The 24,012-nt window shown below is 70.4% G+C and carries 21 protein-coding genes; 10 read left to right on the forward strand and 11 right to left on the reverse strand.

Annotated elements, in window-relative coordinates:
• The first annotated feature begins 470 nt into the window (after positions 1-470).
• Positions 471-1,457 carry a polyprenyl synthetase family protein gene (locus tag ACFXJL_RS18140; protein WP_384638944.1) on the forward strand — a complete coding sequence of 329 codons (987 nt, stop codon included), beginning with the start codon at positions 471-473 and terminating at the stop codon, positions 1,455-1,457.
• Positions 1,458-1,754: 297 nt separating this feature from the next.
• Here ACFXJL_RS18140 and ACFXJL_RS18145 read toward each other — a convergent pair whose 3' ends face one another.
• Positions 1,755-2,729 (reverse strand): hypothetical protein, encoded by a 975-nt coding sequence (locus ACFXJL_RS18145; RefSeq protein ID WP_384693527.1) that lies wholly within the window; start codon positions 2,727-2,729, stop codon positions 1,755-1,757.
• 246 nt (positions 2,730-2,975) lie between these two features.
• A complete protein-coding gene (locus tag ACFXJL_RS18150) occupies positions 2,976-4,640 on the reverse strand; it encodes an IclR family transcriptional regulator C-terminal domain-containing protein (protein WP_384693530.1) in 1,665 nt (554 codons plus the stop codon).
• A 206-nt stretch (positions 4,641-4,846) separates the two neighbouring features.
• Here ACFXJL_RS18150 and ACFXJL_RS18155 point away from each other — a divergent pair, with 206 nt between their 5' ends.
• Genes ACFXJL_RS18155 through ACFXJL_RS18190 form a run of 8 tightly spaced genes read left to right on the forward strand, consistent with a single transcriptional unit; the run spans position 4,847 to position 12,686 of the window.
• Entirely contained in the window at positions 4,847-5,593 is a 747-nt protein-coding gene (locus ACFXJL_RS18155; protein WP_358878796.1) for a CoA transferase subunit A, read from the forward strand.
• Entirely contained in the window at positions 5,593-6,219 is a 627-nt protein-coding gene (locus tag ACFXJL_RS18160; protein ID WP_358878795.1) for a 3-oxoacid CoA-transferase subunit B, read from the forward strand. The genes ACFXJL_RS18155 and ACFXJL_RS18160 overlap by 1 nt, the downstream gene beginning before the upstream one ends.
• A gap of 60 nt (positions 6,220-6,279) precedes the next feature.
• Positions 6,280-7,470: a thiolase family protein gene (locus ACFXJL_RS18165; protein ID WP_384693533.1), complete on the forward strand. Its 1,191-nt coding sequence runs from the start codon at positions 6,280-6,282 to the stop codon at positions 7,468-7,470.
• 4 nt (positions 7,471-7,474) lie between these two features.
• On the forward strand, positions 7,475-8,272 hold the full coding sequence (gene pcaH, locus ACFXJL_RS18170; RefSeq protein WP_384693535.1) for a protocatechuate 3,4-dioxygenase subunit beta: 798 nt from the start codon (positions 7,475-7,477) through the stop codon (positions 8,270-8,272).
• A complete protein-coding gene (gene pcaG / locus ACFXJL_RS18175) occupies positions 8,272-8,820 on the forward strand; it encodes a protocatechuate 3,4-dioxygenase subunit alpha (RefSeq protein ID WP_384638926.1) in 549 nt (182 codons plus the stop codon). Before pcaH ends, pcaG begins: the two co-directional genes overlap by 1 nt.
• Positions 8,801-10,357 (forward strand): 3-carboxy-cis,cis-muconate cycloisomerase, encoded by a 1,557-nt coding sequence (pcaB, locus tag ACFXJL_RS18180; RefSeq protein ID WP_384693538.1) that lies wholly within the window; start codon positions 8,801-8,803, stop codon positions 10,355-10,357. The genes pcaG and pcaB overlap by 20 nt, the downstream gene beginning before the upstream one ends.
• Positions 10,354-11,502 carry a 3-oxoadipate enol-lactonase gene (gene pcaD / locus ACFXJL_RS18185; protein ID WP_384638920.1) on the forward strand — a complete coding sequence of 383 codons (1,149 nt, stop codon included), beginning with the start codon at positions 10,354-10,356 and terminating at the stop codon, positions 11,500-11,502. The genes pcaB and pcaD overlap by 4 nt, the downstream gene beginning before the upstream one ends.
• Positions 11,502-12,686, forward strand: a complete 1,185-nt coding sequence (locus tag ACFXJL_RS18190; RefSeq protein WP_358878789.1) for a 4-hydroxybenzoate 3-monooxygenase — start codon at positions 11,502-11,504, stop codon at positions 12,684-12,686. The genes pcaD and ACFXJL_RS18190 overlap by 1 nt, the downstream gene beginning before the upstream one ends.
• 145 nt (positions 12,687-12,831) lie before the next feature.
• Here the strand turns inward: ACFXJL_RS18190 and ACFXJL_RS18195 are convergent, their stop codons facing one another.
• The 9 genes from ACFXJL_RS18195 to ACFXJL_RS18235 all read right to left on the reverse strand — a co-directional run bounded on the left by ACFXJL_RS18195 (position 12,832) and on the right by ACFXJL_RS18235 (position 23,232).
• The gene (locus ACFXJL_RS18195; RefSeq protein ID WP_384693542.1) at positions 12,832-14,097 is read right to left on the reverse strand and encodes a flavin reductase; all 1,266 of its coding nucleotides are present in this window, start codon (positions 14,095-14,097) and stop codon (positions 12,832-12,834) included.
• A gap of 20 nt (positions 14,098-14,117) precedes the next feature.
• Positions 14,118-15,611, reverse strand: coding sequence for a 4-hydroxyphenylacetate 3-hydroxylase N-terminal domain-containing protein (locus ACFXJL_RS18200; RefSeq protein WP_358878787.1), 1,494 nt, complete (start codon positions 15,609-15,611; stop codon positions 14,118-14,120).
• A 39-nt stretch (positions 15,612-15,650) separates the two neighbouring features.
• On the reverse strand, positions 15,651-17,345 hold the full coding sequence (locus ACFXJL_RS18205) for a thiamine pyrophosphate-binding protein (protein WP_384693545.1): 1,695 nt from the start codon (positions 17,343-17,345) through the stop codon (positions 15,651-15,653).
• Between the two features lie 68 nt (positions 17,346-17,413).
• On the reverse strand, positions 17,414-18,190 hold the full coding sequence (locus ACFXJL_RS18210; protein WP_384638907.1) for an SDR family oxidoreductase: 777 nt from the start codon (positions 18,188-18,190) through the stop codon (positions 17,414-17,416).
• Positions 18,175-19,140, reverse strand: a complete 966-nt coding sequence (locus ACFXJL_RS18215; protein ID WP_384693549.1) for an alpha/beta fold hydrolase — start codon at positions 19,138-19,140, stop codon at positions 18,175-18,177. Before ACFXJL_RS18215 ends, ACFXJL_RS18210 begins: the two co-directional genes overlap by 16 nt.
• Positions 19,137-19,925 carry an aspartate dehydrogenase domain-containing protein gene (locus tag ACFXJL_RS18220; RefSeq protein WP_384693552.1) on the reverse strand — a complete coding sequence of 263 codons (789 nt, stop codon included), beginning with the start codon at positions 19,923-19,925 and terminating at the stop codon, positions 19,137-19,139. Before ACFXJL_RS18220 ends, ACFXJL_RS18215 begins: the two co-directional genes overlap by 4 nt.
• A complete protein-coding gene (locus ACFXJL_RS18225; protein WP_384638898.1) occupies positions 19,922-20,941 on the reverse strand; it encodes a VOC family protein in 1,020 nt (339 codons plus the stop codon). The genes ACFXJL_RS18220 and ACFXJL_RS18225 overlap by 4 nt, the downstream gene beginning before the upstream one ends.
• A gap of 73 nt (positions 20,942-21,014) precedes the next feature.
• Positions 21,015-21,548: a cupin domain-containing protein gene (locus ACFXJL_RS18230; protein ID WP_358878781.1), complete on the reverse strand. Its 534-nt coding sequence runs from the start codon at positions 21,546-21,548 to the stop codon at positions 21,015-21,017.
• Between the two features lie 211 nt (positions 21,549-21,759).
• Positions 21,760-23,232, reverse strand: coding sequence for an aldehyde dehydrogenase (locus ACFXJL_RS18235; protein WP_384693556.1), 1,473 nt, complete (start codon positions 23,230-23,232; stop codon positions 21,760-21,762).
• Positions 23,233-23,421: 189 nt separating this feature from the next.
• Here ACFXJL_RS18235 and ACFXJL_RS18240 point away from each other — a divergent pair, with 189 nt between their 5' ends.
• On the forward strand, positions 23,422-24,006 hold the full coding sequence (locus ACFXJL_RS18240) for a MarR family winged helix-turn-helix transcriptional regulator (RefSeq protein ID WP_384693558.1): 585 nt from the start codon (positions 23,422-23,424) through the stop codon (positions 24,004-24,006).
• Positions 24,007-24,012: the final 6 nt, after the last annotated feature.

Consider the following 24,012-nt stretch of genomic DNA (forward strand, 5'->3'; position numbering starts at 1 on the left):
TTTCACCAGTTCGCCAGGGAGGGCCGGACATGGGTGGCCGTCGATGCTCAGGCCCCGATATGACTGTGCGTCACTGTCGAGCATCGCCACGACTCGCTGCGCAGAGACCGGATCCCGCCGAACATGCCCGTGCGCCGGCAACGAGGACGGGGCCGCGATGACGTACGCCGCCTGCCGCCTCCATGCCGGCTGAGCATCGGGACAGGTGGGGCCAGCACAAACCGTCGCCCGCGTGAAGACGAGAATCAGCCAGGTCCAAAAGTCGCTCTAGCTGGCTTCCACCCCGAATGATCGAATCGGTAACGTCACCCGGGCAACAGTCTTCGTGAACCGCACCCGCATCGGTCACTTCCCCTTCCGTGCCACACCTCGGATTGCACCACTCGGCAGGAGAGCGCTCATCACCATGGGCACTCTTCGACCCATGATGTACGGCAATCTCAATTCATCCGCACGATGGAGGCCGCTCAGTGAGTTCCCTGTCCTACCTGGAGTTGCACCGGCAAGTCTCTCCGAGCATCGAAGCGGAGATCGACTCCGCACTCGATCGGCTCGGACCGTCATCGAGCGCCGTCAAGAGCGCCATCACCAAGCTGCTCCACCACCAGAAGTTGAGACACCCGCTTTCCGTACTGCCGCTGCTGGTTCATGCCATCGAGACCGGCACTCCAAGACCGGCCATTCCACTGTCAGCCGTTCATGTGCTGTGGTGGACGTCCGCGTGCTATCTCGACGACCTGGCCGATGGCAACGGCGGCACCAAGGTCGATGACCTCGGCGAGAACGAAGCACTTCTCGCTTCTCTGGTCACGGGCCATATGCTCCCGGTGCAGGTCATCCAGTCGCAGGAGGTGCCGGATTCCGTACGCGGGGCGCTGACGGCCGAGATCACCAACGGCTGGATCGTCGCCGTTGAGGGACAACTGGACGATATGCGCGGAGATGTGGGGGGTGCGACACGAGATTCCGTCATCACGGCCTACCGCGGCAAATCCGGCGCCCCCTTCGGCATGATCACCGCAATGGCAGCCATCCTCTCCGGCGCCGAGCGCAACGAAATAGAGCGATGGCGCGAGTTCGGCTATGTCTTCGGGATTCTCTGGCAGATGTTCAACGACCAGGACGACATTCTGTCCGGCCGCAACGAGGACCTACTGAACGGTACGGTCACCTATCTCCTGGCGTGTGCCATGGAGGGTGCCACACCCGAGTGTCGGGCGGAGATCCTGGCACTGCATACGGTCGCCCAGGAGTCCGTTCGAGCAAGGAGCGAACTCACGGATCTCCTTCTCGCCCCCGCGGTGCTGCGTCGATATCGACAGGACATCAACGGGTATCGCGATGAGGCATATCGCATCGTCAACGACATGGGCGGCGATCCACATTACGTACCCGTGTTGCGGCAACTGGTGGACCTTTCGGCCCAGATGCTCCTTCAGCCCAGGACCGGCCAGTAGCCGGCAGGCCGCTCAGGGCCGAAAACGTCGCCCACGTACGGAGTGAACCGTCAGGGCAGAGTGCGGATGCCCGGTTCAAGGTCGAGACGGAGTCATTGAACCGGGGGCGCCTCGTCCAGCGGTTCGGCCGGGACGATCCTCCAACTCCCGCTCTCGGTGCTGAAGTCGAGGGCGTCGGGCTCATGCCAGTCGGTGCTCATCGGAGCCCATGCCATCGGTGAGATGAGGGGGTCCACAAGAGTTGCTCTGTGCGCTCGGAGCCCCGAGAAGGAGGCGGGCTGATGCCTCACCACCCGATCACCCGGGGCTCTCGGGCTGGGACGGGGGTGTGGTGCGGGCGTGCAGGAAGACGGCGGCGGTGGCCACGGCCACCGCCCCGGCGAGAACGACGAACGCGGCCACGGTCGCGCTGTCCGGAGAAGTGACGGACTGGGCCCGGCGGGCCTGCCAGGTCAGGATGCCCGTGAGCACCAACAGGGCAGAGGCGGCGATCCACACCAACACCACTCGGTGACGCGGCCCGAGGCTTCGGGGACCGAGGGTCAGAAGCAGACCGAGCAGGCAGAGGACTTGGAGGGCGTGAACACCGACGAAGTGGGGAACGCGCAGATCGCCGGCCGCGGTGCTGAAGTTGGTGATGGGCATGCCCGGGCCGCCGTCGGGGCGACCGACGGTGTGGCCACCGACGATCGGCATCCCCAGCCCCCGATCTGCGGCTGCCTCCTGCGCTCCCGTGGGAGAGATGACCATCGGGACGGCAACGGCCATGCCCACCAGGGCGAGGGCGAGGCCAAGGCTCAGCGCCCAGGCCAGGGCGGGTGGCTCGACCCGCTGGCGCAGCAGCAGGACGATGGTGACCAGGCCCAGCAGGGCGGTGATGGAGATGATCACCAACATGATCAGCGCCAGGGTGCTGGTGAAGCTGTTGCTGAAGTTGAAGTGGCTGGTCGTGCCGACCGCTGCCGCCCGCACGACCCAGAGCACTTCGAGGACCACGGCGACCGCGGTGACCCAGGAGATGAGGCGGACGAGACGCTGGCGACCTCGGACGAATGTCAGCAACCACATCAGGGTGACGGCGTAGAGCGCGAAGGAGAACGCGAACCGGGCGGGCTTGGCCCAGGCGCCCTGCCCGGTGATCTCCCTCGGGTCGACGACCAGCCCCACCAGGGCGGCCACGCTGACCACTCCCAGCAGGACGCCTGCTCCGGTGAGCGGACGGTTGACCGCCCACGCGTTGCGCACCAAGGCTCGCGGCCCGGAAAGCTCCACCACTACTCCGCCGTCCCTCGGCAACCAGAACTCCCGGCCGATGATTCCGAGGCGAACCCGCCTGGGCCATGCGCCGGGCGCCGCGGTCACCCGGCCGGGCCGCGACCCTGCGCCACCCGGCCCACCGGCCCCGCCGAACCGCAACCACCCCCATCCGTCACCCCCACTGAGGGGCCGTCCGGTGGTGGCCCCGGGCCATGAGGGGGCAGACCATGAGACGTGGACCTGAGATGTGGACCGGAGACCTCAGGCTGCCGGGATCCTTGTGAACCGCCCGGTGATGTGAAGGTCCGTCTCGATCCTGGACGCCGCGGTGCGCAGTGCCGGAAGGACGTCCGCCAGGCACTCGGCCACCGTGCGCCGGCTGCTGTGCATCGCGACGTTCACCGCTGCGACAACGCGTCCGTCTATGTCCCGCACGGGGACGGAGAGCGAGCGGAGGCCCTCCTCCAGTTCCTCGTCGACGAGCGCGTGACCGTCCTGTGCGACCTGTTCGACGATCGCCGCCAGGTCCGACGGTTCGGTGACGGTCCGTGGTGTCAGCGGGCGCACCCCTGCGGCGGTCAGCCGGACCGCGCGTTCCGACACGGGGAGCCCTGCCAGCAGCACGCGGCCCATGGATGTGGCATAGGCCGGCAGCCTGGTGCCGATGCGGATGTCGACGCTCATGACACGACCGGTGGCGACGCGGGCCGTGTACTCGATCACTTCGCCGTCGAGCACGGCCAGGGACGCCGAGTCGTGCACCCGGCCCACGAGGGCGGCCAGATGGGGTGTGGCGATCTCGGCGAGCGTGGTGCGGGACAGCGGGGCGTAGCCCAGTCCGAGCACCCGGGGGGTGAGGGTGAAGGCCCGCTCCCGGGCCTCGGCGTACCCGAGGTGCACCAGCGTGATGAGGGCACGCCTCGCGGTGGCACGCGCAAGGCCCGTGGCGGCGGCGACTTCGGAGAGGGTCAGCTCGGCTCGGCCGGCACCGAAGGCGGTGATGACGGTCAGCCCCCGGGCCAGGGACTCGATGAACTCCGCGCCCGACTCCTGTTTCGATGCTGCGGTCCAGTCGGCGAGACCGCGTGCGGTTTCGGGTCCGGCAGGACCGGCCGTGCGCAGTCGCCCCTCCATTGCGGCGACCGCTTCGCGTGCGCGGGGGAGCACGAGGTCGCGCAGTGATTCAGCGCTGTGTCGGCTGGTGTGGCTCACGACGCTGACCGCGCACAGGACGTCATCGGCCGGGCCCCGCACGGGCAGGGCGAGGGCGATGAGGCCAGGTTCGATCAGTTGGTCGTCGACCGCCCAGCCCTGCCGTGCCGCGACGGTTGCCCGCCCTTCGAAGGTGGCCGCCGCAGTGCCCGCGGTGTCCGGTGGGACGGGGTAGAAGTCCCGGCCGTCGGGGTCGGCGTTCCAGCGCGCGTGCCAGTGCGCCCAGGTCGTTCGGTCCCAGTGCGCGGCGAACACCGCTCCCTGGGCGGTGCGTTCGGCGGGGAGCAGGTCTCCGATGCGAAAGGTGAGGGACATGGCACGACGGCGGGTCGTCTGGTGGACGAACCGGATGCCGTCGCCGTCCGGTACGGCCAGGGAGACCGACTCGTCCAGTTCTCGGGCGAGTTCTTCGGCGAGGGTGCCGAGCGGACCGGGCAGTGCGATCGCGTCGAGGTAGGCGTTGCCCAGTTCCATCAGTGGGGGCGCGAGGACGGCGGTGTGTCCGTCCAACCGGAGGTAGCCCATGCGGACGAGGGTGGTGGTGATGCGATCGACGGTGGAGCGGGCCAGTCCGGTGGCGCGCACGAGTGCGCTGAGGGTGCTGCGGCCGTCGGCGTCGGTGATGGTGCGCAGTACGGACAGTCCGCGGACGAGCGGTCCGACCGCTTCGGCGGGTGCCGCCGGCTCCTGTTGGGTCCGGTTCAAGGTGGCCATCGGCCCTTCGTGTCGTCCTGACGTCGGTGCTCGGGTGCCGGTGCGATGTACGGGTGCGGCCGAGGGGCGACGGCCGGGCTGGGTCCCGTACGGCCGTTGACATTACGTGGTCGACGAACGCACACTCGTCGCAACAAAATGAACTGTAGTTCATCAGACGAACACTCGCATCTGCGAGGCCGAGTCGACCTGACAAGGATTCCGCCATGGACAAGGTCCGGGTAAGCGCCGCCGAGGCGGTCGGAGACATCGGGGACGGTGCCTCACTGGCCGTGGGCGGTTTCGGGTTGAGCGGTGTGCCGAGCACCCTGATCGCCGCACTGCACGCCCGCGGGGCAGGGGGGTTCCATGTGGTGTCCAACAACTGCGGGGTGGACGGGGCAGGTCTGGGCACCCTGCTCGCCGCGGGCCGGATCGCCCGGGTCACCGGCTCGTACATCGGTGGGAACAAGGAGTTCGCCCGGCAGTACCTCGCAGGCGAGCTGGAAGTGGAACTCGTCCCCCAGGGCACGCTCGCGGAACGACTGCGGGCCGGCGGCTGCGGCATACCCGCCTTCTTCACCCCGGCCGGCGTGGGCACCGAGGTCGCGGAGGGTGGTCTCGCCCGTCGCCACGGCGTGGAACCGGTACTGAGCCCGGCCAAGGAGATCCGGTCCTTCGCGGGCCTCGACCACGTCCTCGAACACGCCATCACCACGGACTTCGCGCTCGTACGCGCGGCCCGGGGGGACCGGCTGGGCAATCTGGTCTTCCGGAAGGCCGCCCGCAACTTCAATCCGCTCGCCGCCATGGCAGGACGGATCACCATCGCCGAGGTGGAGGAGTTGGTGGAGCCGGGCGCCCTGGATCCGGACGCCGTCCACCTGCCCGGGGTGTTCGTCCAACGGGTCGTCGCGCTCACGCCCGAGCAGGCGAGGGACAAGCAGATCGAGAACCGGACGGTGCGAGCCTGATGCCCTGGACACGCGAACAGATGGCGGCGCGCGCCGCGGCCGAGTTGACCGATGGCTCCCACGTCAATCTCGGCATCGGACTGCCGACGCTCATCCCCGGCTTCCTCCCCGACGGCGTGGACGTGGTGCTCCACTCGGAGAACGGAATCCTCGGGGTCGGCCCCTATCCGAGCGAGCACGAGATCGATGCGGACCTGATCAACGCGGGCAAGGAGACCGTCACGGTTGCGGCCGGGGCGGCGTTCTTCGACTCCGCGCTCTCTTTCGGCATGATCCGCGGAGGTCACATCGACACCGCCGTCCTGGGTGCGATGCAGGTCTCCGCGGCTGGCGACCTCGCCAACTGGTCGGTCCCAGGAAAGATGATCAAGGGAATGGGCGGTGCCATGGACCTCGTGCACGGTGTCCGACGGGTGATCGCGCTGACCGAGCACACGGCCCGGGACGGCTCTCCCAAGATCGTTCAGCAGTGCACCCTCCCGCTCACCGGCCGGGCCTGCGTCCATCGTGTCATCACCGACCTCGCCGTTCTCGACATCACCGAAGGCGGACTCCTCCTGGTCGAGACGGCTCCCGGGGTCACGCCCGCGGAGGTCCGGGAGCGCACCGCCGCACCCGTCCACTGAACGCACACCCGTCCCGACGCCCACCGACGCCCACCGCCGCCCCAGCAAGGAGCCCCTCAGATGACCGACCGTCTCCACGACGTCTATGTCGTCGACGCCGTCCGCACACCGATCGGCAAGTACGGCGGCGCACTCAGCGGCGTACGGCCGGACGATCTCGCCGCCGGTGTGCTCCGCTCCCTCCTCGCCCGTACGCCCGGACTCGATCCGGCCCGTATCGACGATGTCTTCCTCGGCAACGCCAACGGCGCGGGCGAGGAGAACCGGGATGTCGCCCGGATGGCCGTCCTCCTCGCCGGGCTGCCCGTGAGCGTGCCCGGGACCACCGTCAACCGGCTCTGTGGATCCGGCCTGGAGGCCGTGGTCCAGGCGGCTCGCGCAATCGCCGTCGGGGACGCTTCGGTGGCCGTCGCGGGAGGTGTGGAGTCCATGAGCCGCGCCCCCTGGGTCGTGCCCAAACCCGCCCGCGGCTTCCCCGCCGGCCATCAGGAGATGTACTCCACGACCCTCGGCTGGCGGATGGTCAACCCCCGGATGCCCACGGAGTGGACCGTTCCGCTGGGTGAGGGGGCCGAACTCGTCGCCGAGCGGTACGGGGTCGGGCGCGAGGCCCAGGACGCCTTCGCGCTCGACAGCCACCGCAAGGCAGCCGCTGCCTGGGCCGCAGGGCGCTACGCCGGGGAGGTCGTCCCGGTCGACGGGGTGGACCTGGACCGGGACGAGTGCATCCGCGACGAGACCTCCGCCGCGGCCCTCGCCCGGCTGAAGCCAGTGTTCCGCGAAGGCGGCACCGTCACCGCAGGAAACTCGTCCCCGCTGAACGACGGCGCTGCGGCCCTGCTCCTGACCGACGAGGAGGGACTGCGCGCCTGCGGGCGGGAACCGCTGGCCCGGATCCGGGCCAGCGCGGTCACGGGCATCGAACCCCAACTCTTCGGCGCGGGACCCGTCGAGGCGGTCCGACGCGCGCTGCGCAAGGCCGGCCGCGCGGTGGACGGAGTGCAGATCATGGAGGTGAACGAGGCGTTCGCGGCGCAGGCGCTGGCCTGCATCGGGCAGTGGCCCGGGCTGGATCCGGCCGTGGTCAATCCGCGCGGCGGCGCCATCGCGCTCGGTCATCCGCTGGGAGCCTCCGGGGCACGGATCACCGGTGCCGTCGCCCATCAACTCGCCGCCGCCGGCTCCGGGACGGGCGTCGCCACCCTGTGCATCGGTGTCGGACAGGGCATCGCCCTGGTACTGGAGAGGTGAATCCATGACGACCGTCGACAGCCGGGGCGCGTCCCCGGACCAGGAGCAGATCAGCGCGGAGATCGCGGCCGTGCACAAGGCGGCGGGCCGGACCTCCCTGGCCGGTGGCGGCGAGACGCCGAACCATCCGGACCGGGACTTCGCGCCCTACCGCAGCAGTCTGTTGCGCCATCCGCTCCGCCCCCTGGTGGCGGCGGGCGGCGACCCGGAGGCCGCCGAACTGTCCGGGCCGGTCTTCGGGGTCACCGATGTCACCGCACTCGACGCGGATCTGACCCGACAGCACATCGGTGAACCACTGGGCGAGCGGATCACGGTCAGCGGTCGGGTGCTCGACCGTTCGGGGAGACCGGTACGCGGGCAACTCGTCGAGGTGTGGCAGGCGAACGCCTCCGGCCGGTACGCACACGGGCTCGACCGCCATCCGGCCCCCCTCGACCCCCACTTCACCGGCGCGGGCCGCTGCCTCACCGACGACGCGGGACGGTACTCCTTCACCACGGTCAGACCCGGTGCCTACCCCTGGCGCAACCACATCAACGCGTGGCGCCCCGCGCACATCCACTTCTCACTCTTCGGCACCCGGTTCACCCAGCGGTTGGTGACCCAGATGTACTTCCCCGGCGACCCGCTGTTCGCGTACGACCCGATCCTCCAGTCGGTCACCGACCCGGCCGCCCGTGCCCGGCTCGTCGCCGAGTACCGCCCCGACCTGTCCGTGCCCGAATGGTCCCTCGGCTACCACTGGGACATCGTGCTCGACGGCCCCGCCAGGACCCTCCCGGACCCCGAGGAGCACTGATGCCCCGTCCGACCCCTTCGCAGACCGTAGGCCCCTTCTTCGGATACGCACTGTCGACCCCCGGCGGCGGGGATGCGGCACCCGCCGGACACCCCGACACCCTCACCGTCCATGGGTACGTACGCGACGGGCAGGGCGATCCGGTGCCCGACGCCCTGGTGGAGACCTGGCAGCGGGTGCCGAAGGCCCGTCCCGGCTCCCTGCGCCGTGACCCCGTGACGGGCGGCTCACCCGGTCGTGACGGGGTGGGCTTCACCGGCTTCGGGCGGGTCGCGACCGACGCGGACGGCCACTGGGTCATCCGTACGCTCGCCCCTCCCGCCGCCGCGCCCTATCTGGCGATAGTCGTGTTCGCGCGGGGGCTGGCCCACCACCTCCACACCCGGGCCTACCTCGACCCGACCGCATCGGACCGGTTGCTGTCCGCGCTGGCCCCCGAGCGGGCGGCGACCCTGGTGGCCCGGGAGGAGCGGCAGGGAACCCACCGCTTCGACATCCATCTCCAAGGGGAGAAGGAGACGGTCTTCCTTGACTTCCACCACGACTGACCCCGACGAAGCGGACCTGGACACCGGGCTGTTGGCCCCGGTGCGGGCCGGCAGCACTGCGGAGCGCGAAACGGGCGACCGGGCGGTGTTGCAAGCCCTCCTCGACTCCGAGGCCGCGTTGACCCGCGCCTGGTGCACCACCGGACGGATTCCCGCAGCCGCGGGCCCGGCGGTGACCGCTGCGGCCCGCGCCGACCGGTTCGACGCCCGTTCCCTCGCGCTGCGCGCCCGCGCGGGCGGCAACCCCGTCATCCCGCTCGTCACCGATCTCGTCCGCGCGGTAGCGGAGTCCGCGCCCGAACACGCCGAGCACATCCATCGGGGCGCCACCAGCCAGGACATCCTGGACACGGCCCTGGTCCTGATCGCCCACCGAACACTGGGGTCGATCGCCGCCGATCTGGTGCGGACCGGCGAAGAACTCGCCCGGCTCGCGAGCGCCCACCGGACCACGGCGATGCCGGGGCGCACGCTCACCCAGCACGCCGTGCCCACCACCTTCGGGCTCAAGGCGGCGGGCTGGCGCTCGCTCGTCCTGGACGCCCACGACCGACTCATGCACGTACAGGGTTCACTGCCCGCCCAACTCGGTGGGGCCGCCGGCACGCTGGCCGCCTGCCATGTTGGGAAGGTTCGGCCGTCCGAACGGGACACGGTGAAACAACCCGGAGAAGCAGTGGCCGGCGACGATGTGGGACTCGAACTGGTCGCCGCGTACGCCGCAGAACTCGGTCTCGCAGCCCCCGCCCTACCCTGGCACACCCTGCGTACTCCGGTGGCCGACCTGGCGGGGGCCCTCGCGTTCACGGCCGGGGCGCTCGGCAAGATCGCGGCCGATGTGCTGGTGCTCTCCCGTACCGAGATCGCGGAGGTCACCGAGGGCACACGCGGCTCATCCTCCGCCATGCCCCACAAGCAGAACCCGATCCGGGCCACCCTCATCGCGTCCGCCGCCCGTCAGGTCCCTTCCCTGTCGGCCGTGCTGTTCGGCTCGCTGACCGGTGAGGACGAACGACCCGCCGGGGCCTGGCACGCGGAGTGGGGACCACTGCGCGAGGCCCTACGGCTGGTGGGCGGGGCCGCCCACCACACCAAGGAACTCTGTGCGGGCCTGCTGGTCCATCCCGCCCGCATGCGCGCCAACCTGGACCTGACCGGCGGCCGGGTGCTCAGCGAACGGCTGAGCACTCACCTCGCCACCGAACTGGGCAGGGCCGGGGCCAGGGAACTCCTCGACCGGGCGTCGCGCCGGGCCGCCGATGAGCACCTGAACCTGCTGGACGCACTGCGCCGCGAGGCCCGCGGCCGTGCGCCAGGACCGGAGCTCTCGATCGACGAACCGTCCGAACCCGGTTCCGGCCCCCGGCCCGATGTGCCCCGGTCCACACGGCAACAACCCCACCCCCCGCGCTCCCCCGAGGATCGCGCCGTGGCCGCCCTGCCGCCCGACATCGACGACCCGTTGGGATATCTCGGCTCCGCCGCTGCCCTCACCGACCGCGCCCTTGAGCGCCGCCCCCGTCAGGACCGCACATGACACTCCACCATCACGCCGAGGGGCCGCCGGACGCTCCGCCGCTCTATCTCGGTACCTCCCTCGGCACCTCGCTCGCCCTCTGGGACCGACAGGCCCCGGCGCTGGCCCGACACCACCGGGTGATCCGGTGGGACCTGCCCGGCCACGGTGGTTCGCCCGCCCGCCCCTTGCCCGCCACCCTCGCCGACCTGGGAGAGGCCGTTCTCTCCCTCGCCGACTCGCTGGGCCATGACTCCTTCGCCTACGCGGGCGTCTCGCTCGGCGGAGCGGTGGGAACCTGGCTGGCGGCCCACCACCCCGACCGGATCACCTCACTCGCCCTGCTGTCCACCTCGGCCCGCTTCGGCAAACCGGACCCCTGGCTGGAGCGGGCCGAACGGGTGCGGGACCGCGGGGTGGCACAACTCGCCGAGGCGGCACGGGAGCGCTGGTTCACCCCCGCCTTCGCCGCCTCGGCCGATCCCGCGGTCGACGCGCTGACCGCCGACCACCGGGCCGTCGACCCCCAGGGGTACGCAGCCTGCTGCGAGGTCCTCGCCACGGTCGACCTCCGGTCGGAACTGACCCGGATCGTCGCACCCACCGTGATCGTCGTGGGCCGTGACGACGGCCCCACCCCGCCGTCGCACGCACGTGAACTCGCCGACGCGATCCCCGACGCCCACCTCGTGGAACTCCCCCGAGCGGGCCATCTCGCCAATGTCGAGCAGCCACGGGCCGTCCTCGACGTACTGCTCAACCACCTCGGCCACCAGGAGGCGGCCCGACAGAACGCGACAACGGTCCGCAGGGAGGTGCTCGGCAACGCACACGTGGACCGGGCCGTCGCCGGCACCACCGCGTTCACCGCCCCCTTCCAGGACTTCATCACCCGCTACGCCTGGGGAGAGATCTGGTCGGACGAGACCCTGGACCGACGGACCCGCAGTTGCATCACCCTCACCGCACTCGTCGCTGGCGGCCATCGGGAAGAGCTCGCGATGCACGTGCGAGCGGCGCTGCGCAACGGGCTGACCCCCGATGAGATCGGCGCGGTGCTGCTCCAGTCCGCGGTCTACTGCGGTGTCCCCGCCGCCAACTCCGCCTTCGCCGTGGCGGACGAGGTCCTACGCGAACACAACATGCCCAGGGAAGAGGAAGTCTGATGCGCACCACCGTCGGCATCATCGGCGGCGGCCCGGCCGGGCTACTGCTCGCCCGGCTGCTGCACAACGCGGGCATCGACACGGTGACGCTCGAATCCCGGGACCGTGCCCACGTGGAGAACCGTCAGCGCGCCGGAATCCTCGAACAGGGCACGGTCGACGTGCTGCGGTCCGCTGGCGTCGGCGATCGGATGGACCGCGAGGGCCTCGTCCACGACGGCATCGAGTTGCGGTTCGACGGGCGCTCCCACCGAGTCGACTTCCCTTCCCTCACGGGCGGGCGAACGGTCATGGTGTACGCGCAGACCGAGGTCGTGAAGGATCTGATCGCCCTCCGTTCGAAGGACGCCGGACCGCTCCTGTTCGGGGCGCGGGCTCTCGCCGTGGAGGGCGCGGACACCGACCGACCGCTCATCCGCTATCTCCATGAGGGTCGCGAACAGACCCTGAGCTGCGACTACGTCATCGGCTGCGACGGCTTCCACGGCGTGGCACGCCAGGCGATCCCCACCTCGATCCGTACGACGTACGAGCGGACCTACCCGTACTCCTGGCTGGGCATCCTCGCCGAGGCGGCACCGGTCTACGACGAGCTGATCTACGCCCACTCCCCGCGCGGCTTCGCACTCGCCAGCATGCGCACGCCCACGGTGAGCCGGCTCTACCTCCAGGTCGACAACGGCACCGACCCCGCGGACTGGCCCGACGAGCGGATCTGGGACGAACTCGACGCCCGGCTCGCCCTCAGCGGCGACGCCGGAGTGAAGCTGACACGCGGCGCGGTCTCCGGCAAGGCCGTACTGCCGATGCGCAGTTCGGTGACCGAGCCGATGCGTTACGGACGGGTGTTCCTGGCGGGTGACGCCGCGCACATCGTGCCGCCGACGGGCGCCAAGGGGCTCAATCTGGCGGTGTCCGACGTGACCGTCCTCGCCCGCGCCCTCGTCCAGGCTCACGGCTCCGAGTCGACCGAGTTCCTCGATGCGTACTCCGACACGTGTCTGCGCCGCGTCTGGCGGGCCGAGCAGTTCTCGTACGAGATGACCACGACCCTGCACCACGATCCGGCGCACTCCCCGTTCGAGACCCGTCTGCAACTCTCCCGGCTGGACCGGCTGGCAGTCTCCGGGCATGCCGCAGCCGAACTCGCCGAGAACTACACCGGGCTTCCGATCGACTACTGAGCCCAGATGGGAACGACCCGGTGCCCGCAGCCGTGACAGGCCGCGGGCACCGGGTCGGTTCGGGTTCGGTTTCGGGTTCGGTTCGGGTTCAGGTTCGGTTCGGGTTCAGGTTCGGTTCGGGTTCGGGTTCGGTTCGGATGTGGTGTCAGACCCTGCCGCCGGCGTTGTGGATGCCCTGGTGCTGGGCCTGCTTGGTGTGTTGGTTGTGCAGCGTCAGCAGCCGGGCGATCTCGGTCGAGTCACCGGCGGCGAAGGCGTTGATGATCTCGTGGTGCTCGTCGATGGCATGGGCGCTGGGGGTGCTGCTGCCGCTCAGGGCGGCGGCCATGAAGCCGGGGGTGCTGAGCCTGCGGTAGATCTGGTGCAGGGTGGGGTTGCCGGCGAGCCCGATCAGAAAGTCATGGAACTCCTCGATCGCCGTGAGATAGCCGTCGAGATCGGTGATCCGGCCGTCCGCCACGTGCCGTTCGGCGGTCGCGGCGATCTCACGCCAACGGGCGGCCACGGCCGGACTCAAGGGCCCGGGAAGAGAGGCGGCCACCCCCAGCTCAATGGCCAGCCGTCCGTCGAACGCCTCGTCCGAAGCCCGGGTGTCCAGGGGCACGAGGACATAGCCGCGTTCGGGGTCGCGTCCCACGAGCCCCTCACCGATGAGACGGGTCATGGCGTAGTAGACCGCGGACGGCGGGGTCCGCAGACGGGCCGCGAGATCGTCGACGTCGAGCGTGCCGTCGAGCGGCAGGGTGCGGTTGACGACGAGTTCACGCAACTGTTCGTACGCGGTCGAGTCCTGCGCCAGTTCGAAGCGGCCGAACTTGCCGCGGAAGTAGCCGAGGGGTGCGCCGTCCCTGGCCCGGGCCCCGACGACCCGGGCCAGGAACACCCGATGGGTGCCGCCGACGACGTCCTCGATCACCTCGCACTCCAGGGCGGCGAGAGCGGCCGAGAGCACGGGGACGTTCCCGACACCCCGGTCGCAGTCGACCCCTGCGAACTTGTCGGCGCGCGGTCCGGCGAACTGGGCGGCAAGGTGTTCCTGGTCCTCACCGAGGACGTTGACGGCGAACACTCCCGCGCGTTTGACGGCGGCATGGGTGGGTGCCTTGGTGTGGGCGCAGATCAACAGCATCGGCGGATCGAGGGAGAGGGAGGACACCGCGCTCGCGGTCATCCCGTGGTCGATGCCGCCCTCATGGGTGGTGATGACGGCGACACCGCTCATGAAGTGGCCGATGACATGCCGGAAGAGGGTCTGGTCCAGGGGCTGGGCGAGCGGCTCGGGCCGGTTCGAAGGCACTGCCCGATCCGGTACGGGGCGGTCTGGTGCGGGACGGCTCTGGTGCTGCTCCTGCTCCTGCTCCCGGTTCTGGTTCTGGTACTGGTCCTGGTCCTGGTTCAGCGTTGTGCGCACGGACGCGTTTCCGGGCCGCTTCACGACCGCACCCACGGTCCGCGGGTCCAACCGTCGAGGTCATAGTCGCCCAAGCACTCCTCGACCAGGGAGTCGAGCCGGGCGGCGAGACCACCGCGTCGGGCGGCGTTGAGCGCATCGATCCTGACCTGGTCCGCATTGCCGGAGTAGACCCGCTCGTACAGTCCGTGCCGGCCTCCGAACTCGGTTCCGATGGTGTCCCAGACCAGCTTGAAGAGCTTGATGCGGCTTTCCGCGGAGGAGTCGGAGCCGCGGTAGAAGCGGTCGATCAGCGGGCGCAGTTCGGGATGGGCCAGATCGCGGTGGTTGGAGGGGACGACCAGGGGTGCACCGCCGAGATGTGTTTCGAACAGTTCCCGTACCCGTTCCCACGCCTGCGAGGTGAACATCCGCAGCGCGCCCGCATGCTCGATGTTGGGTATGACGGTCCCGCCCGGTCCTTCGACCGGGTCCATCGCCATGACCGTGGTGAGCGCCCAGGCCGTATTGCGCAGGGTGATGACCTCACCGAGGGCGGCCTGTACCCCGCGGAACCCGTCGGTTCCGTTCGACGCGACCGCACGGGCGAGCAGCCCGGCCATCAGGTCGAGTTTGACGGCGAACCGGGTTCCGGCCTGGAGGTGGGAGCGGTGGACGAATCCGGAACGCGGGAAGAAGGAGTTGGCCCGCTCCACGTCCCGGTAGATCAGCACGTTCTCCCAGGGGATCAGCGCCTCCTTGAAGATGAGCACCGCGTCGTTCTCGTCGAACCGGGACGACAGGGGGTGGTCGAACGGGCTCGCGGCACGGGCCTCGTACGAACTGCGGCTGATCAGCACACAGCCGGGGGTGTCCATCGGGGCGATGAAGGCGAGCGCGAAGTTCTCGGCCTTGCCGGCCTCCAGGCTGACCGCGCTGTTCTGGGCGACGAAGGTGGCGTGGGTCAGCGCCGAGCCGGTCGCCAGCATCTTCGCGCCGCTGACCACGATGCCCTGGTCGTTGTCGCGGATGACCTGTACATACACATCGCCGACCTCGTGGACCGGTCGGCTGCGGTCAACGGGCGGGTTGACCAGGACATGGTTGAGGAAGAGGGCCTGCGAGGCGTAGCGGCGGTACCAGGCACGGGCGTTGTCCGCGTACGGCGCATAGAGGTCGGGGTCGCTCGACAGGCTCGCCATGAACGCGGCCTTGTAGTCGGGGGTGCGCCCCATGAAGCCGTAGCCGAGGCGCGACCAGGCGGCGATGGCGTCCCGTGCCTTGAGCAGTTCGTCCGGGGTGCGGGACGGGGCGAAGAAGCGGTGGGTCCTGATGCCCTGGTCGTCCTCGAAGGTGAGGGTGTCGCGCAGTTCGGGGTCGTGCAGCGCGTCGTAGAGCCGGGAGATCGAGCGGGCGCTGTTGCGGAACGCAGGGTGCTCGGTGACGTCCTTGACCTTCTCGCCGTCGATGTAGACGGTACGGCCGTCCCGCAGGCTTTCGAGGTAGGTCTGTCCGTCGAGGAGTGTGTCAGTCATGGGATCCGTCCATGGAAGTCGGGGCCGATCACGGCGGGGTCAGGAACCCGGGATCGAGACGGGCGGGGTGAAGGGGACGGGCGTCGGGCCGATCGCGTTGACGTCGATCTCGATGAGGCAGGGGCCGCGGGTGGCGAGGCTCTTGTCGAGCGCGCCGGGGAAGTCATCGACGGCGGTGACCCGTTGGAAGGGGAGTCCGTACGCGGCGGCGAGCACAGCGAAGTCGGGGGTCGCCAGGTCCACTCCGCTGCGCCGGCTGCCATGGGCGTCCTGCATGTTGCGGAGCACGCCGTAGCCGCCGTCGTTGAAGACGCAGAGCACGAGCCAGGGGCGTTCTTGGGCGAGGGTGCCGAGTTCGCCGAGGTGAACGGCGAGGCCGCCGTCCCCCGCGATGACGAGGGTGGGTGCGTCGGGCCTTGCGATGGCGCCGCCGATGCCCATGGCGAGGCCCTGGCCGATGCCGCCACCGAGCGGGAAGAGATTGGTGGTGGGGTGGTGGATCTCCAGCAGCCGATTGCCCCACTGGCTGGAGGCGATGGTGACATCGCGGGCGATCACGGATTCCCTGGGGAACCGGTCCCGGAGGGTGTCGCAGATCAGTGCGTGGGGGCCGATCGCGGTGCGCAGGGCGGCACGGGCGCGCGCCGCCGCGGCAGCACCGCGTTCTCGCCATCCCTCCTCACAGATGTGCTCCCCCAGCAGTTCGAGGAGTGCGGTGAGTACCGGTGCCGCGGCGCCGACCACTCCGGCGGCGGTGGGGAAGACCCGACCGATCGCCCGGGGGTCGATGTCGATCTGCACATGCCGCGCGGGGACGGGGATGGAGTAGTCGGCGGTCTCGTTGGAGCGGAAGTGGGTACCGACGCTGAGCAGTAGATCGCAGTCGGTGAGCAGTTCCCGGCCGGCCGGTGAGGCGGCGAAGTTGCCGACCGCCAGGGGGTGGTCCTCGGGCAGGGCGCCTCGGCCCGCGTTGCTCGACAGGACGGGGGCGCCGAGCCGTTCGGCGAGGGTGCGCAGTGCTCCCTGGGCCTCCCGGGCACCGCCGCCCGCCCAGATCAGGGGGCGTCGGGCCGTTGCCAGCAGCCTTGCCGCGTCGGCGAGTTGGGCGCGATCCGCTTCGGGCGGTGCGGCGACGGGGGCGAGGGGACCTGACAGCGGCTGCCTCGCGTACTGGAGGTCGATCGGCCATTCAACGCTGACCGGGCCGCGGGGTGGTGTCCGGGCGCGGCCGGCGGCGTACCGGAGCAGTGCCCCGGCGTCCGCTCCGGGCCGTACGGTCGTGGTGTGGTGGGAGACCGCGCGAAGGAGTCCGGTCTGGTCGCGGGTCTCGTGGATCACACCGCGGCCGAGGCCGAGGTACCGGCTGTCGATCTGGCCGGTGATGTGGAGGACGGACGCTCCACCGGACTGGGCTTCGATCAGCGATCCGGCCGCGTTGCCACTGCCGGTGCCGGTGCTCGTCAGCGCGACGCCCAGACCGCCCGTGACGCGGGCGTGGGCGTCGGCCGCATTCACAGCTGCCGCCTCGTGGCGCACGGGGACGAACCGCAGTTCGCGGTCGACGGCTTCGACGAGCGGCATGTTGTGCACGCTCACCACGCCGAAGACCACTTCGGTGCCCTGTTCGCGCAGCACGGCCACCAGCAGATCGCCGCCGTCGCCGTGGTCTTCGCGGCGGTTGTGGTCGTCGCGGTCGTCAGGTTTCGGTCCTGCCCCTTCACTGCGGTGCGACATCTGGGGCTCCGTTCTCGATCCGGTGGTCGGGGTGTGGTGTTCGGCGCTCAGGCGCAGGAGTGTGTGGGTCAGACATAGCGGCCCACTCCGCCTCCGACGTCGACCGTGGCTCCGGTGATGTACGCGGACCGCGGGGAGAGCAGGGAGGCGATGGGGAAGGCGACCTCTTCGGCGGTGCCGAGGCGACCGAGGGGGATGCCCCGGTCGGCGGCGAGTTGGGCGCTCCACTGCTCGTAGTCGAGGGGGCCGCCCGCGGCCTCGTGGCGTCGCCGCCACTGTCCGGTGTCGATGAGGCCCAGACAGACGGAGTTGGCCCGGATGCCTTGCGGCCCGAGGTCGGCGGCCAGGGTACGGGTCAGGTTGAGGAGGGCGGCTCGTGCCGCGGAGGTGGCCGCGAGTCGGGGTTCGGGCTGTCGGGCGAGGATCGCGTTGACGTTGACGACGGCCCCGGCGTCGGATGCCCTCAGCAGGGGTAGTGCGGCTTCGACGGTGTTGAGGACGGAGAAGACTTTGAGTTCCAGTTCGTCGCGCCACTGTTCGCGGGAGGTGCTCGTCCAGGGGGCCATCAGTGAGCCGCCGGCGTTGTTGACGAGGCCGTCCAGCCGTCCGAACCTGCGGTCCGCCGCGGCGGTGAGACGGGCGACAGCTTCCGGGTCGAGGACGTCGGCGGCCATCGTGATGAGCCGGTCGCCGTCGGGGCCGAGGACTTGTGCGAGCCGGTCGCCGTCGCGGGCGCACGCGGCGACGCGACAGCCCTCGGCGAGGAGCAGCCGGGTGGTGGCAAGGCCGACTCCCGAACTCGCGCCGGTGACCAGATAGGCCCGATCCTTCAGTCCGAGGTCCATGGGTCCTCCTTCGTCGACGGGCCGGGGCCGTCGCCTTGGTGGGCGTCCGCGGTGGTCGCGGGGCCCGCTGCCGTGCCGTCCTGTTCGGAGAGGAAGCCGTCCCGCTGGGCGAGGAAGCCGTCCCGCTGGGCGAGGAAGCCGTCCTGCTCGGCGAGGAAGTCGGCGACGAGCGCGGTGAAGAGGTCGGGCCGCTCCTGGTTGGCGAGGTGGCCGGCGCCGGGGATGACGGTGAGTCGGCTGTCGGGAACGAGTCGTTGCACGGTCCGTGACTCCTCCACTCCGGTGATCTGGTCGTGTTCGCCGACGAGCACGAGCGTGGGGAGCTTCAGTCCGGGCAGCGCCGCGGTGTGATCGGTGTCGGCCATGGAGGCGGCGGCCTCGGCGTATCCCGGCAGCCGCACGGAGGCCGCCATCACGTCGCGTACGGCGGCGACGGCCGAGGCGGGTGCCCGGGCGGAGAGCAGCCGGGGCGCCCGGGCGTGGGCGAACTGGTGGACTCCGTCCCGGGTCAGTTCGTGTACGCGTTCGCGCATTGCCGCCGCGCCCTCGGGGGTGCGGCCGGAGCCTCGGGTCGAGTCGGCGAGGACGAGTGAACGCACCAGACCGGGGTGGCGCAGGGCGAGCCGGGTGGCGATGACCCCGCCCCAGGAGACGCCCACGACATGTGCGGGGCCGGGTGCGAGGGCGGTCAGCACGGTCGCGGCTGCATCGGCGAAGTCGTCCATGCGGAAGGGGAGTTTCGGGTCGTCGGACCGGGCGTAGCCGGGGGCGTCCCAGGCCATGACCCGGTGCTGACGGGCGAGTCCGATGAGTTGACCGGCGAAGGAGGCTGCGGACGAACCGATGCCGTGGAGCAGCAGTACCGGTGAGCCGTGGCGGCCCGCGGTGTCGACGTGGATGCGGGATCCGGAGGCGATGATGTGTGCTCCGCTGACGGCCGGGGCGTTCATACGACGTCTCCCGACGCTCCGGTGAACGCGCGGATTGCCCGGAGCACGGCGTACGGCACGATGCCGCTGGTCCGGGGGTTCGACGGCGAGGGCAGGTTGGCGATCTCGAAGCGGTAGCTGCCGGCGGGGCCGGTGGCTTCGATCTCATGGCGGCTCAAGGTGGCGTCGGGGTCGGCGATGACGACGGCTTCGACGAGGTCCCAGTCGCCGACGGCCAGGGCGACGGACGCCGCCACGTTGCTGGTCGCGGGGAATGCGCGGGTGACTTTTCGGGCGGGGGCGCGCAGCACTTCGTACGGCACGGTGGTGGTGTGCAACCGGGTCGTCTCGGCCTCGGTCATCCAGGGCCGCAGCAGGGAGCCGGGGGCCTTGGAGGTACGGATGGTGACGGCGTCGAAGGGGGCGCGGAGGGTGGCGGCGGCCAGCAGGTCGAGGCCGCCGACGGCCCCGGCGCAGAGGCTGAGCCGGCCGGGCCCGGCGAGCAGGCGTTGGTGCAGTGCGTCGTCGGCGAGCGCCCCGGTGGAGAGGGCGAGCAGATGTCGGCCCGCGGCGATGACGGCGGGTCCGGTTTCGCGGAGCGCGCTCTGTCCGGCGCATTCGACGATCAGTTCGGCGCGGGCGAGCGCGGTGTCGAGGGAGGCGGCCGGGAGCGGTGGGTTGGGTGGGGTGGCCGGGTCGACGATCGCCACCAGCCGGGCGCCCGGTACCCGTCCTTCGTCGAGCGCGCCGGCGATGACGGAACCGATGGCTCCGTGGCCGATGAGGGCCACCGTCAACTCGTTCATGCCGGCACGCCGTTCTGTCCGGGGTCGGGGATGCCCGCCATACGGGTGCGGACATCGGTGGAGGGCGGTCCCGCGGTCCCCCACAGGTCGGACAGGGCGGGGGTACGCCGCCAGGTGCGGCAGAGCCAGGTGTCCTCCTGGACCTGGTCGACCTCGGAGGTGTATTCGCAGACCAGGCCGGCCGGGTCGGCGAAGTACGAGAAGGTGTTGTTCCCCGGTCCGTGCCGTCCCGGCCCCCACAGCGGCAGTCGGTCATGGTGCTTGAGTCGGCCGATGCCGCGCATGAAGTGGTCGATCGAGGTCATCTCGTAGGCCACGTGGTTGAGCGAGGTCCACTCCGCCTGGTTGAAGGCGATGGCGTGGTGGTCGTTGTTGCACCGCAGGAACGCCATCTGGTGTTCCGACCAGTCGGATATCCGCATGCCGAGGACGCTGGTGTAGAAGGCGCAGGCGGCGTCGATGTCGATGGTGTTGAGCACCACGTGGGCGAGCTTGCGGGGGATGGCGGCGCGCCCCTCCGGGTCACCGGGGGTGACCGCCTCGACCTCGCAGGAGAGTTCGACGAGGCGGCCCTCCGGGTCGGCGAACCGCAGTCCGTAGCCGCCGCCGGGCTGGTCCAGTACGCCCGGTCCGGCGAGCAGGGCCGTCCCGTGCTCGGCGAGCCGTCTGGCCGCGGTGTCGACTTCCCGGCGGTCCCCGACCGAGAAGACGATCTTCCCCAGGGCGTTTCGCTCCGCCTCGTGGAGTTCGAGGATGTGGTGCTCCCGACCGGTGCCACGCAGCCAGGCCGCGCCGTCGCCGCGTTCGACGGGGGTCAGGCCCCATACCTCGCTGTAGAACTCTGCGGACTCGGTGGCGTGCGGGGTGTGGAGGGAGACCGCGCGGAGTGACCGCAGTCGGGCGACGGGTTGTGGCGGACCGGCGGACCACTGCGCGGCGCGGTCGGTTCGGTGCTCCCCCCGGACGACGGGGCCGGCGTCGTCGGTGTGTCCGAGGGGGGTGACGGGATCGTTCATCGGGCGGCTCCTCAAGGGCCGGACGGGACTCGGGGACCGGGCCGGGTGCGGTCGGTCGGTGTCGGGGCCGGCGTCAGTCCCGGGTGATCCCGTGCATCGCGGAGGTGGGCGGGTAGCTGGGCAGTTGGGGCTTGGCCGCACCGATGACCACACAGAACAGGGCGTCGGTGGTACCGATGTTGCGCAGGCTGCGGGGTACTCCGGCGGGGACCCTCACCAGGTCCCGGTAGCCGAGAACGCGGCTCGCCGTCCGGGTGCCGTCCTCGGTGTCGTGGACGGTGACCTCCAGTTCGCCTTCGAGGACGAAGAAGACCTCTTCGGCGTCGTGGTGGGTGTGCTCGGGGCCGATGGCACCGGCCGGCAGCCGCATGTTCGAGAAGGTGAAGTGCCCGGCGCCCAGGATGCGGTCGTCCCCCTCGTGGTCGCCGGTGGCGCCGGAGCCGATGTACCGGATCTGGGCCCGGCGGAACTCATCGCCCGCCTTGGCCTGGAAACCGAGGGTGTCCCAGTCCTCGTGCCGGGAATCACGGCTGGCCACACAGGAATCCAGCAGGACCTGGAGGGTGGATTCGGTCGACTGCTCGGTGCTGCCGGTGTGCTCGCTCACGGTGGGTCCTTTCGGTGGTGACGGGCTGCTGCCCGCTCGGGATGGGCCGGGGTCGGTGCGCCCGGCCGGAGGGAAAGGTCAGTGGGTCTTGCAGGGGACGGCGCGTTCGGGTGCCACGGGAGGGAGGGGCGTTCGGAATGCCCCCGGCTCGGCCGACAGGAGGAGTGCAAACACTCCTGTGCCGCAACCCCGAACTCGCGGTGCCGTGGCGTCAGGTGCCCCAGCCGGACGGTGCCTCGTCAAGTCCCCAGTACAGGCTCTTCTGCGTCATATAGGCCCGGATGCCCTCACGGCCCTTCTCACGGCCGATGCCGCTCTCCTTGACACCGCCGAACGGGGTGGAGGCGGAGAGTTGTTTGTAGGTGTTGATCCAGACCGTGCCCGACTCGATCCGGCGCGCGAGGCCCCAGGCCCTGCGGTAATCACGCGTCCAGATGCCGCAGGCCAGCCCGTACGGGGTGGAGTCGGCCAGCTCGGCCAGCTCCTCCTCGTCGTCGTACGGGAGGACCGCGAGTACCGGGCCGAAGATCTCCTCCTGGCAGACGCGCGAGGCGGGGTCGAGTCCGGTGATCACGGTGGGCCGGTAGTAGTACCCACGGTCCAGACCGGGTCCGGTGGGGTGTTCGCCCCCGGTGCGGACGTGTCCGCCTTCGTCGAGCGCGAGTTGGACGTACGCCTCCACGGCGGCGCGGTGCTCCGCGGAGATCAACGGGCCCATGTGAGTGCCCTTCGCCATCGGGTCGCCGATGACCAGGCGTTCGGCAGCCGCCACGATGCGGCCCGTCAGCTCGTCGTGTACGGAGCGGTGGACGAAGAGCCGGGAGCCCGCGACGCACGCCTGCCCCTGCGAGGAGAAGATCCCGAAGACCACGCCCCGAACGGCCTGGTCCAGATCCGCGTCGGGCAGCACGATCACGGGCGACTTGCCGCCCAGTTCGAGGGAGACGGGCATCAGTTTGTCGGCGGCGATCGAGGCGATCCGTCGGCCGGTGGTGGTACCGCCGGTGAAGGCGACCTTGCGGACTCCCGGGTGACGCACCAGCGCCTCACCCACCACCCGGCCGGGCCCGGGCAACACGCTGACCAGGCCCGGGGGAATGCCGGCGCGCAGCAGCAGCTCGCCGAGGCGCAGTGCGGCCAGCGGTGACCACTCGGCAGGTTTGATCAGCACCGCATTCCCGGCGGCGAGTGCCGGCGCGGCCTTCTGGGCCTCGCTGGCGATCGGTGAGTTCCAGGGGGTGATGGCGGCGACCGGGCCGATCGGCTCGTGCACGCTCATGCTCAGGTACGGGCCGCGTGGAGTGGTGAGCGCCTCGTCCAGGGTTTCGAGGGCCGCGGCGACGTAGCGAAAGGTCCCGGCGGCGCTCGCCACCAGGGCCCGTGTCTCCGGGAGCGGTTTGCCGATGTCCCGACTCTGGAGCCGGGCGAGCTCCTCCGACTCCTCCTCGATGAGCTCACCGGCCCGGTGGAGCAGTCGGGCGCGCTCATGGGGCAGGAGGTTCCGCCAGGCCGGATCGCGCATGGCCGCGGCACCTGCCGTCACCGCGTCGTCGACGTCCTCGGCGGTGGCTGTGGTGACTTCGGCGAAGGCAGCGCCGGTCGCCGGGTCGACCGACTCCACCGTTGGGCCGCGGCCCGGTCGGTGCCGGCCCGCCACGATGATGTCCATGCTTCCACCGGCCATGACGCCCCTTTCTCCGCTGGTTCGCGAGCGGCTCCGCCGGGTGTCCGGGCGGTGCTCTCGCCACCGGATCCGTACGCCGGTTTGCTCAGCGGGAGAAAACTTAGATCTAAGTCTCTTAGAGCGTCAATACATAGTGCTGTTATTCTTCGATCTCAGCCTTTTCATGACGACCCGTAGGCAGGCGCACACGTGAGCCATCGACCCGACAGGCGCTCCTCCGCGGCCGATTCCGTATCGGCGGGACCGACGGAGCAGGTCCGGGAGTCCACCCGGGAGGCCCACCCCGACGAGGTGGACCGGATCATCACCGAGTGGCGGGCCGAGCGGCCGGGCCTCGACGCCAGCAGCATCGACGTCGTGGGCCGCGTCACCCGCTGCGGGCTACTGGTCCGCAATCTGTCGAACCGCATGTACGACCGCCACTCCATCAACCAGTCGATCTTCGACGTGCTGGCGAGTCTGCGCAGGATGGGACCCCCCTACCGCAAGACCGCACGAGAACTGGCGACCTCGTCCCTCCTGACATCGGGCGGGATGACGATGAGGCTCGACCGGATGGAGCGGGACGGACTGATCCGCAGGATCCGCTCGGCCGAGGACCGTCGCAGCGTGTACGCGGAGTTGACCCCGGCGGGATTCGCCCTGATCGACCGCATCATCGACGAGCACCTGGAACGGGAGCGGGAGATGCTGGAGACGCTCAGCAGCGAGGAGCAGCAGCAGCTCGCCGGACTGTTGAGGAAGCTCGAAACCCGACTGCGCGACCTGGACTGATCGGCA

The organism is Streptomyces sp. NPDC059256 (genome assembly GCF_042753785.1).
In the GTDB taxonomy this organism is placed as follows: domain Bacteria; phylum Actinomycetota; class Actinomycetes; order Streptomycetales; family Streptomycetaceae; genus Streptomyces.

Bases quoted from the DNA above. Each gene is read 5' to 3' on its own strand.
- ACFXJL_RS18210 (WP_384638907.1), bottom strand. From the start codon at position 18,190: ATGGACCTCGGACTGAAGGATCGGGCCTATCTGGTCACCGGCGCGAGT.
- ACFXJL_RS18225 (WP_384638898.1), bottom strand. From the start codon at position 20,941: ATGAACGATCCCGTCACCCCCCTCGGACACACCGACGACGCCGGCCCC.
- pcaD (WP_384638920.1), top strand. From the start codon at position 10,354: ATGACACTCCACCATCACGCCGAGGGGCCGCCGGACGCTCCGCCGCTC.
- ACFXJL_RS18165 (WP_384693533.1), top strand. From the start codon at position 6,280: ATGACCGACCGTCTCCACGACGTCTATGTCGTCGACGCCGTCCGCACA.
- ACFXJL_RS18160 (WP_358878795.1), top strand. From the start codon at position 5,593: ATGCCCTGGACACGCGAACAGATGGCGGCGCGCGCCGCGGCCGAGTTG.
- ACFXJL_RS18235 (WP_384693556.1), bottom strand. From the start codon at position 23,232: ATGGCCGGTGGAAGCATGGACATCATCGTGGCGGGCCGGCACCGACCG.
- ACFXJL_RS18150 (WP_384693530.1), bottom strand. From the start codon at position 4,640: ATGGCCACCTTGAACCGGACCCAACAGGAGCCGGCGGCACCCGCCGAA.
- ACFXJL_RS18215 (WP_384693549.1), bottom strand. From the start codon at position 19,140: ATGAACGCCCCGGCCGTCAGCGGAGCACACATCATCGCCTCCGGATCC.
- ACFXJL_RS18155 (WP_358878796.1), top strand. From the start codon at position 4,847: ATGGACAAGGTCCGGGTAAGCGCCGCCGAGGCGGTCGGAGACATCGGG.
- ACFXJL_RS18220 (WP_384693552.1), bottom strand. From the start codon at position 19,925: ATGAACGAGTTGACGGTGGCCCTCATCGGCCACGGAGCCATCGGTTCC.
- pcaH (WP_384693535.1), top strand. From the start codon at position 7,475: ATGACGACCGTCGACAGCCGGGGCGCGTCCCCGGACCAGGAGCAGATC.
- ACFXJL_RS18200 (WP_358878787.1), bottom strand. From the start codon at position 15,611: ATGACTGACACACTCCTCGACGGACAGACCTACCTCGAAAGCCTGCGG.
- ACFXJL_RS18190 (WP_358878789.1), top strand. From the start codon at position 11,502: ATGCGCACCACCGTCGGCATCATCGGCGGCGGCCCGGCCGGGCTACTG.
- ACFXJL_RS18205 (WP_384693545.1), bottom strand. From the start codon at position 17,345: ATGTCGCACCGCAGTGAAGGGGCAGGACCGAAACCTGACGACCGCGAC.
- pcaG (WP_384638926.1), top strand. From the start codon at position 8,272: ATGCCCCGTCCGACCCCTTCGCAGACCGTAGGCCCCTTCTTCGGATAC.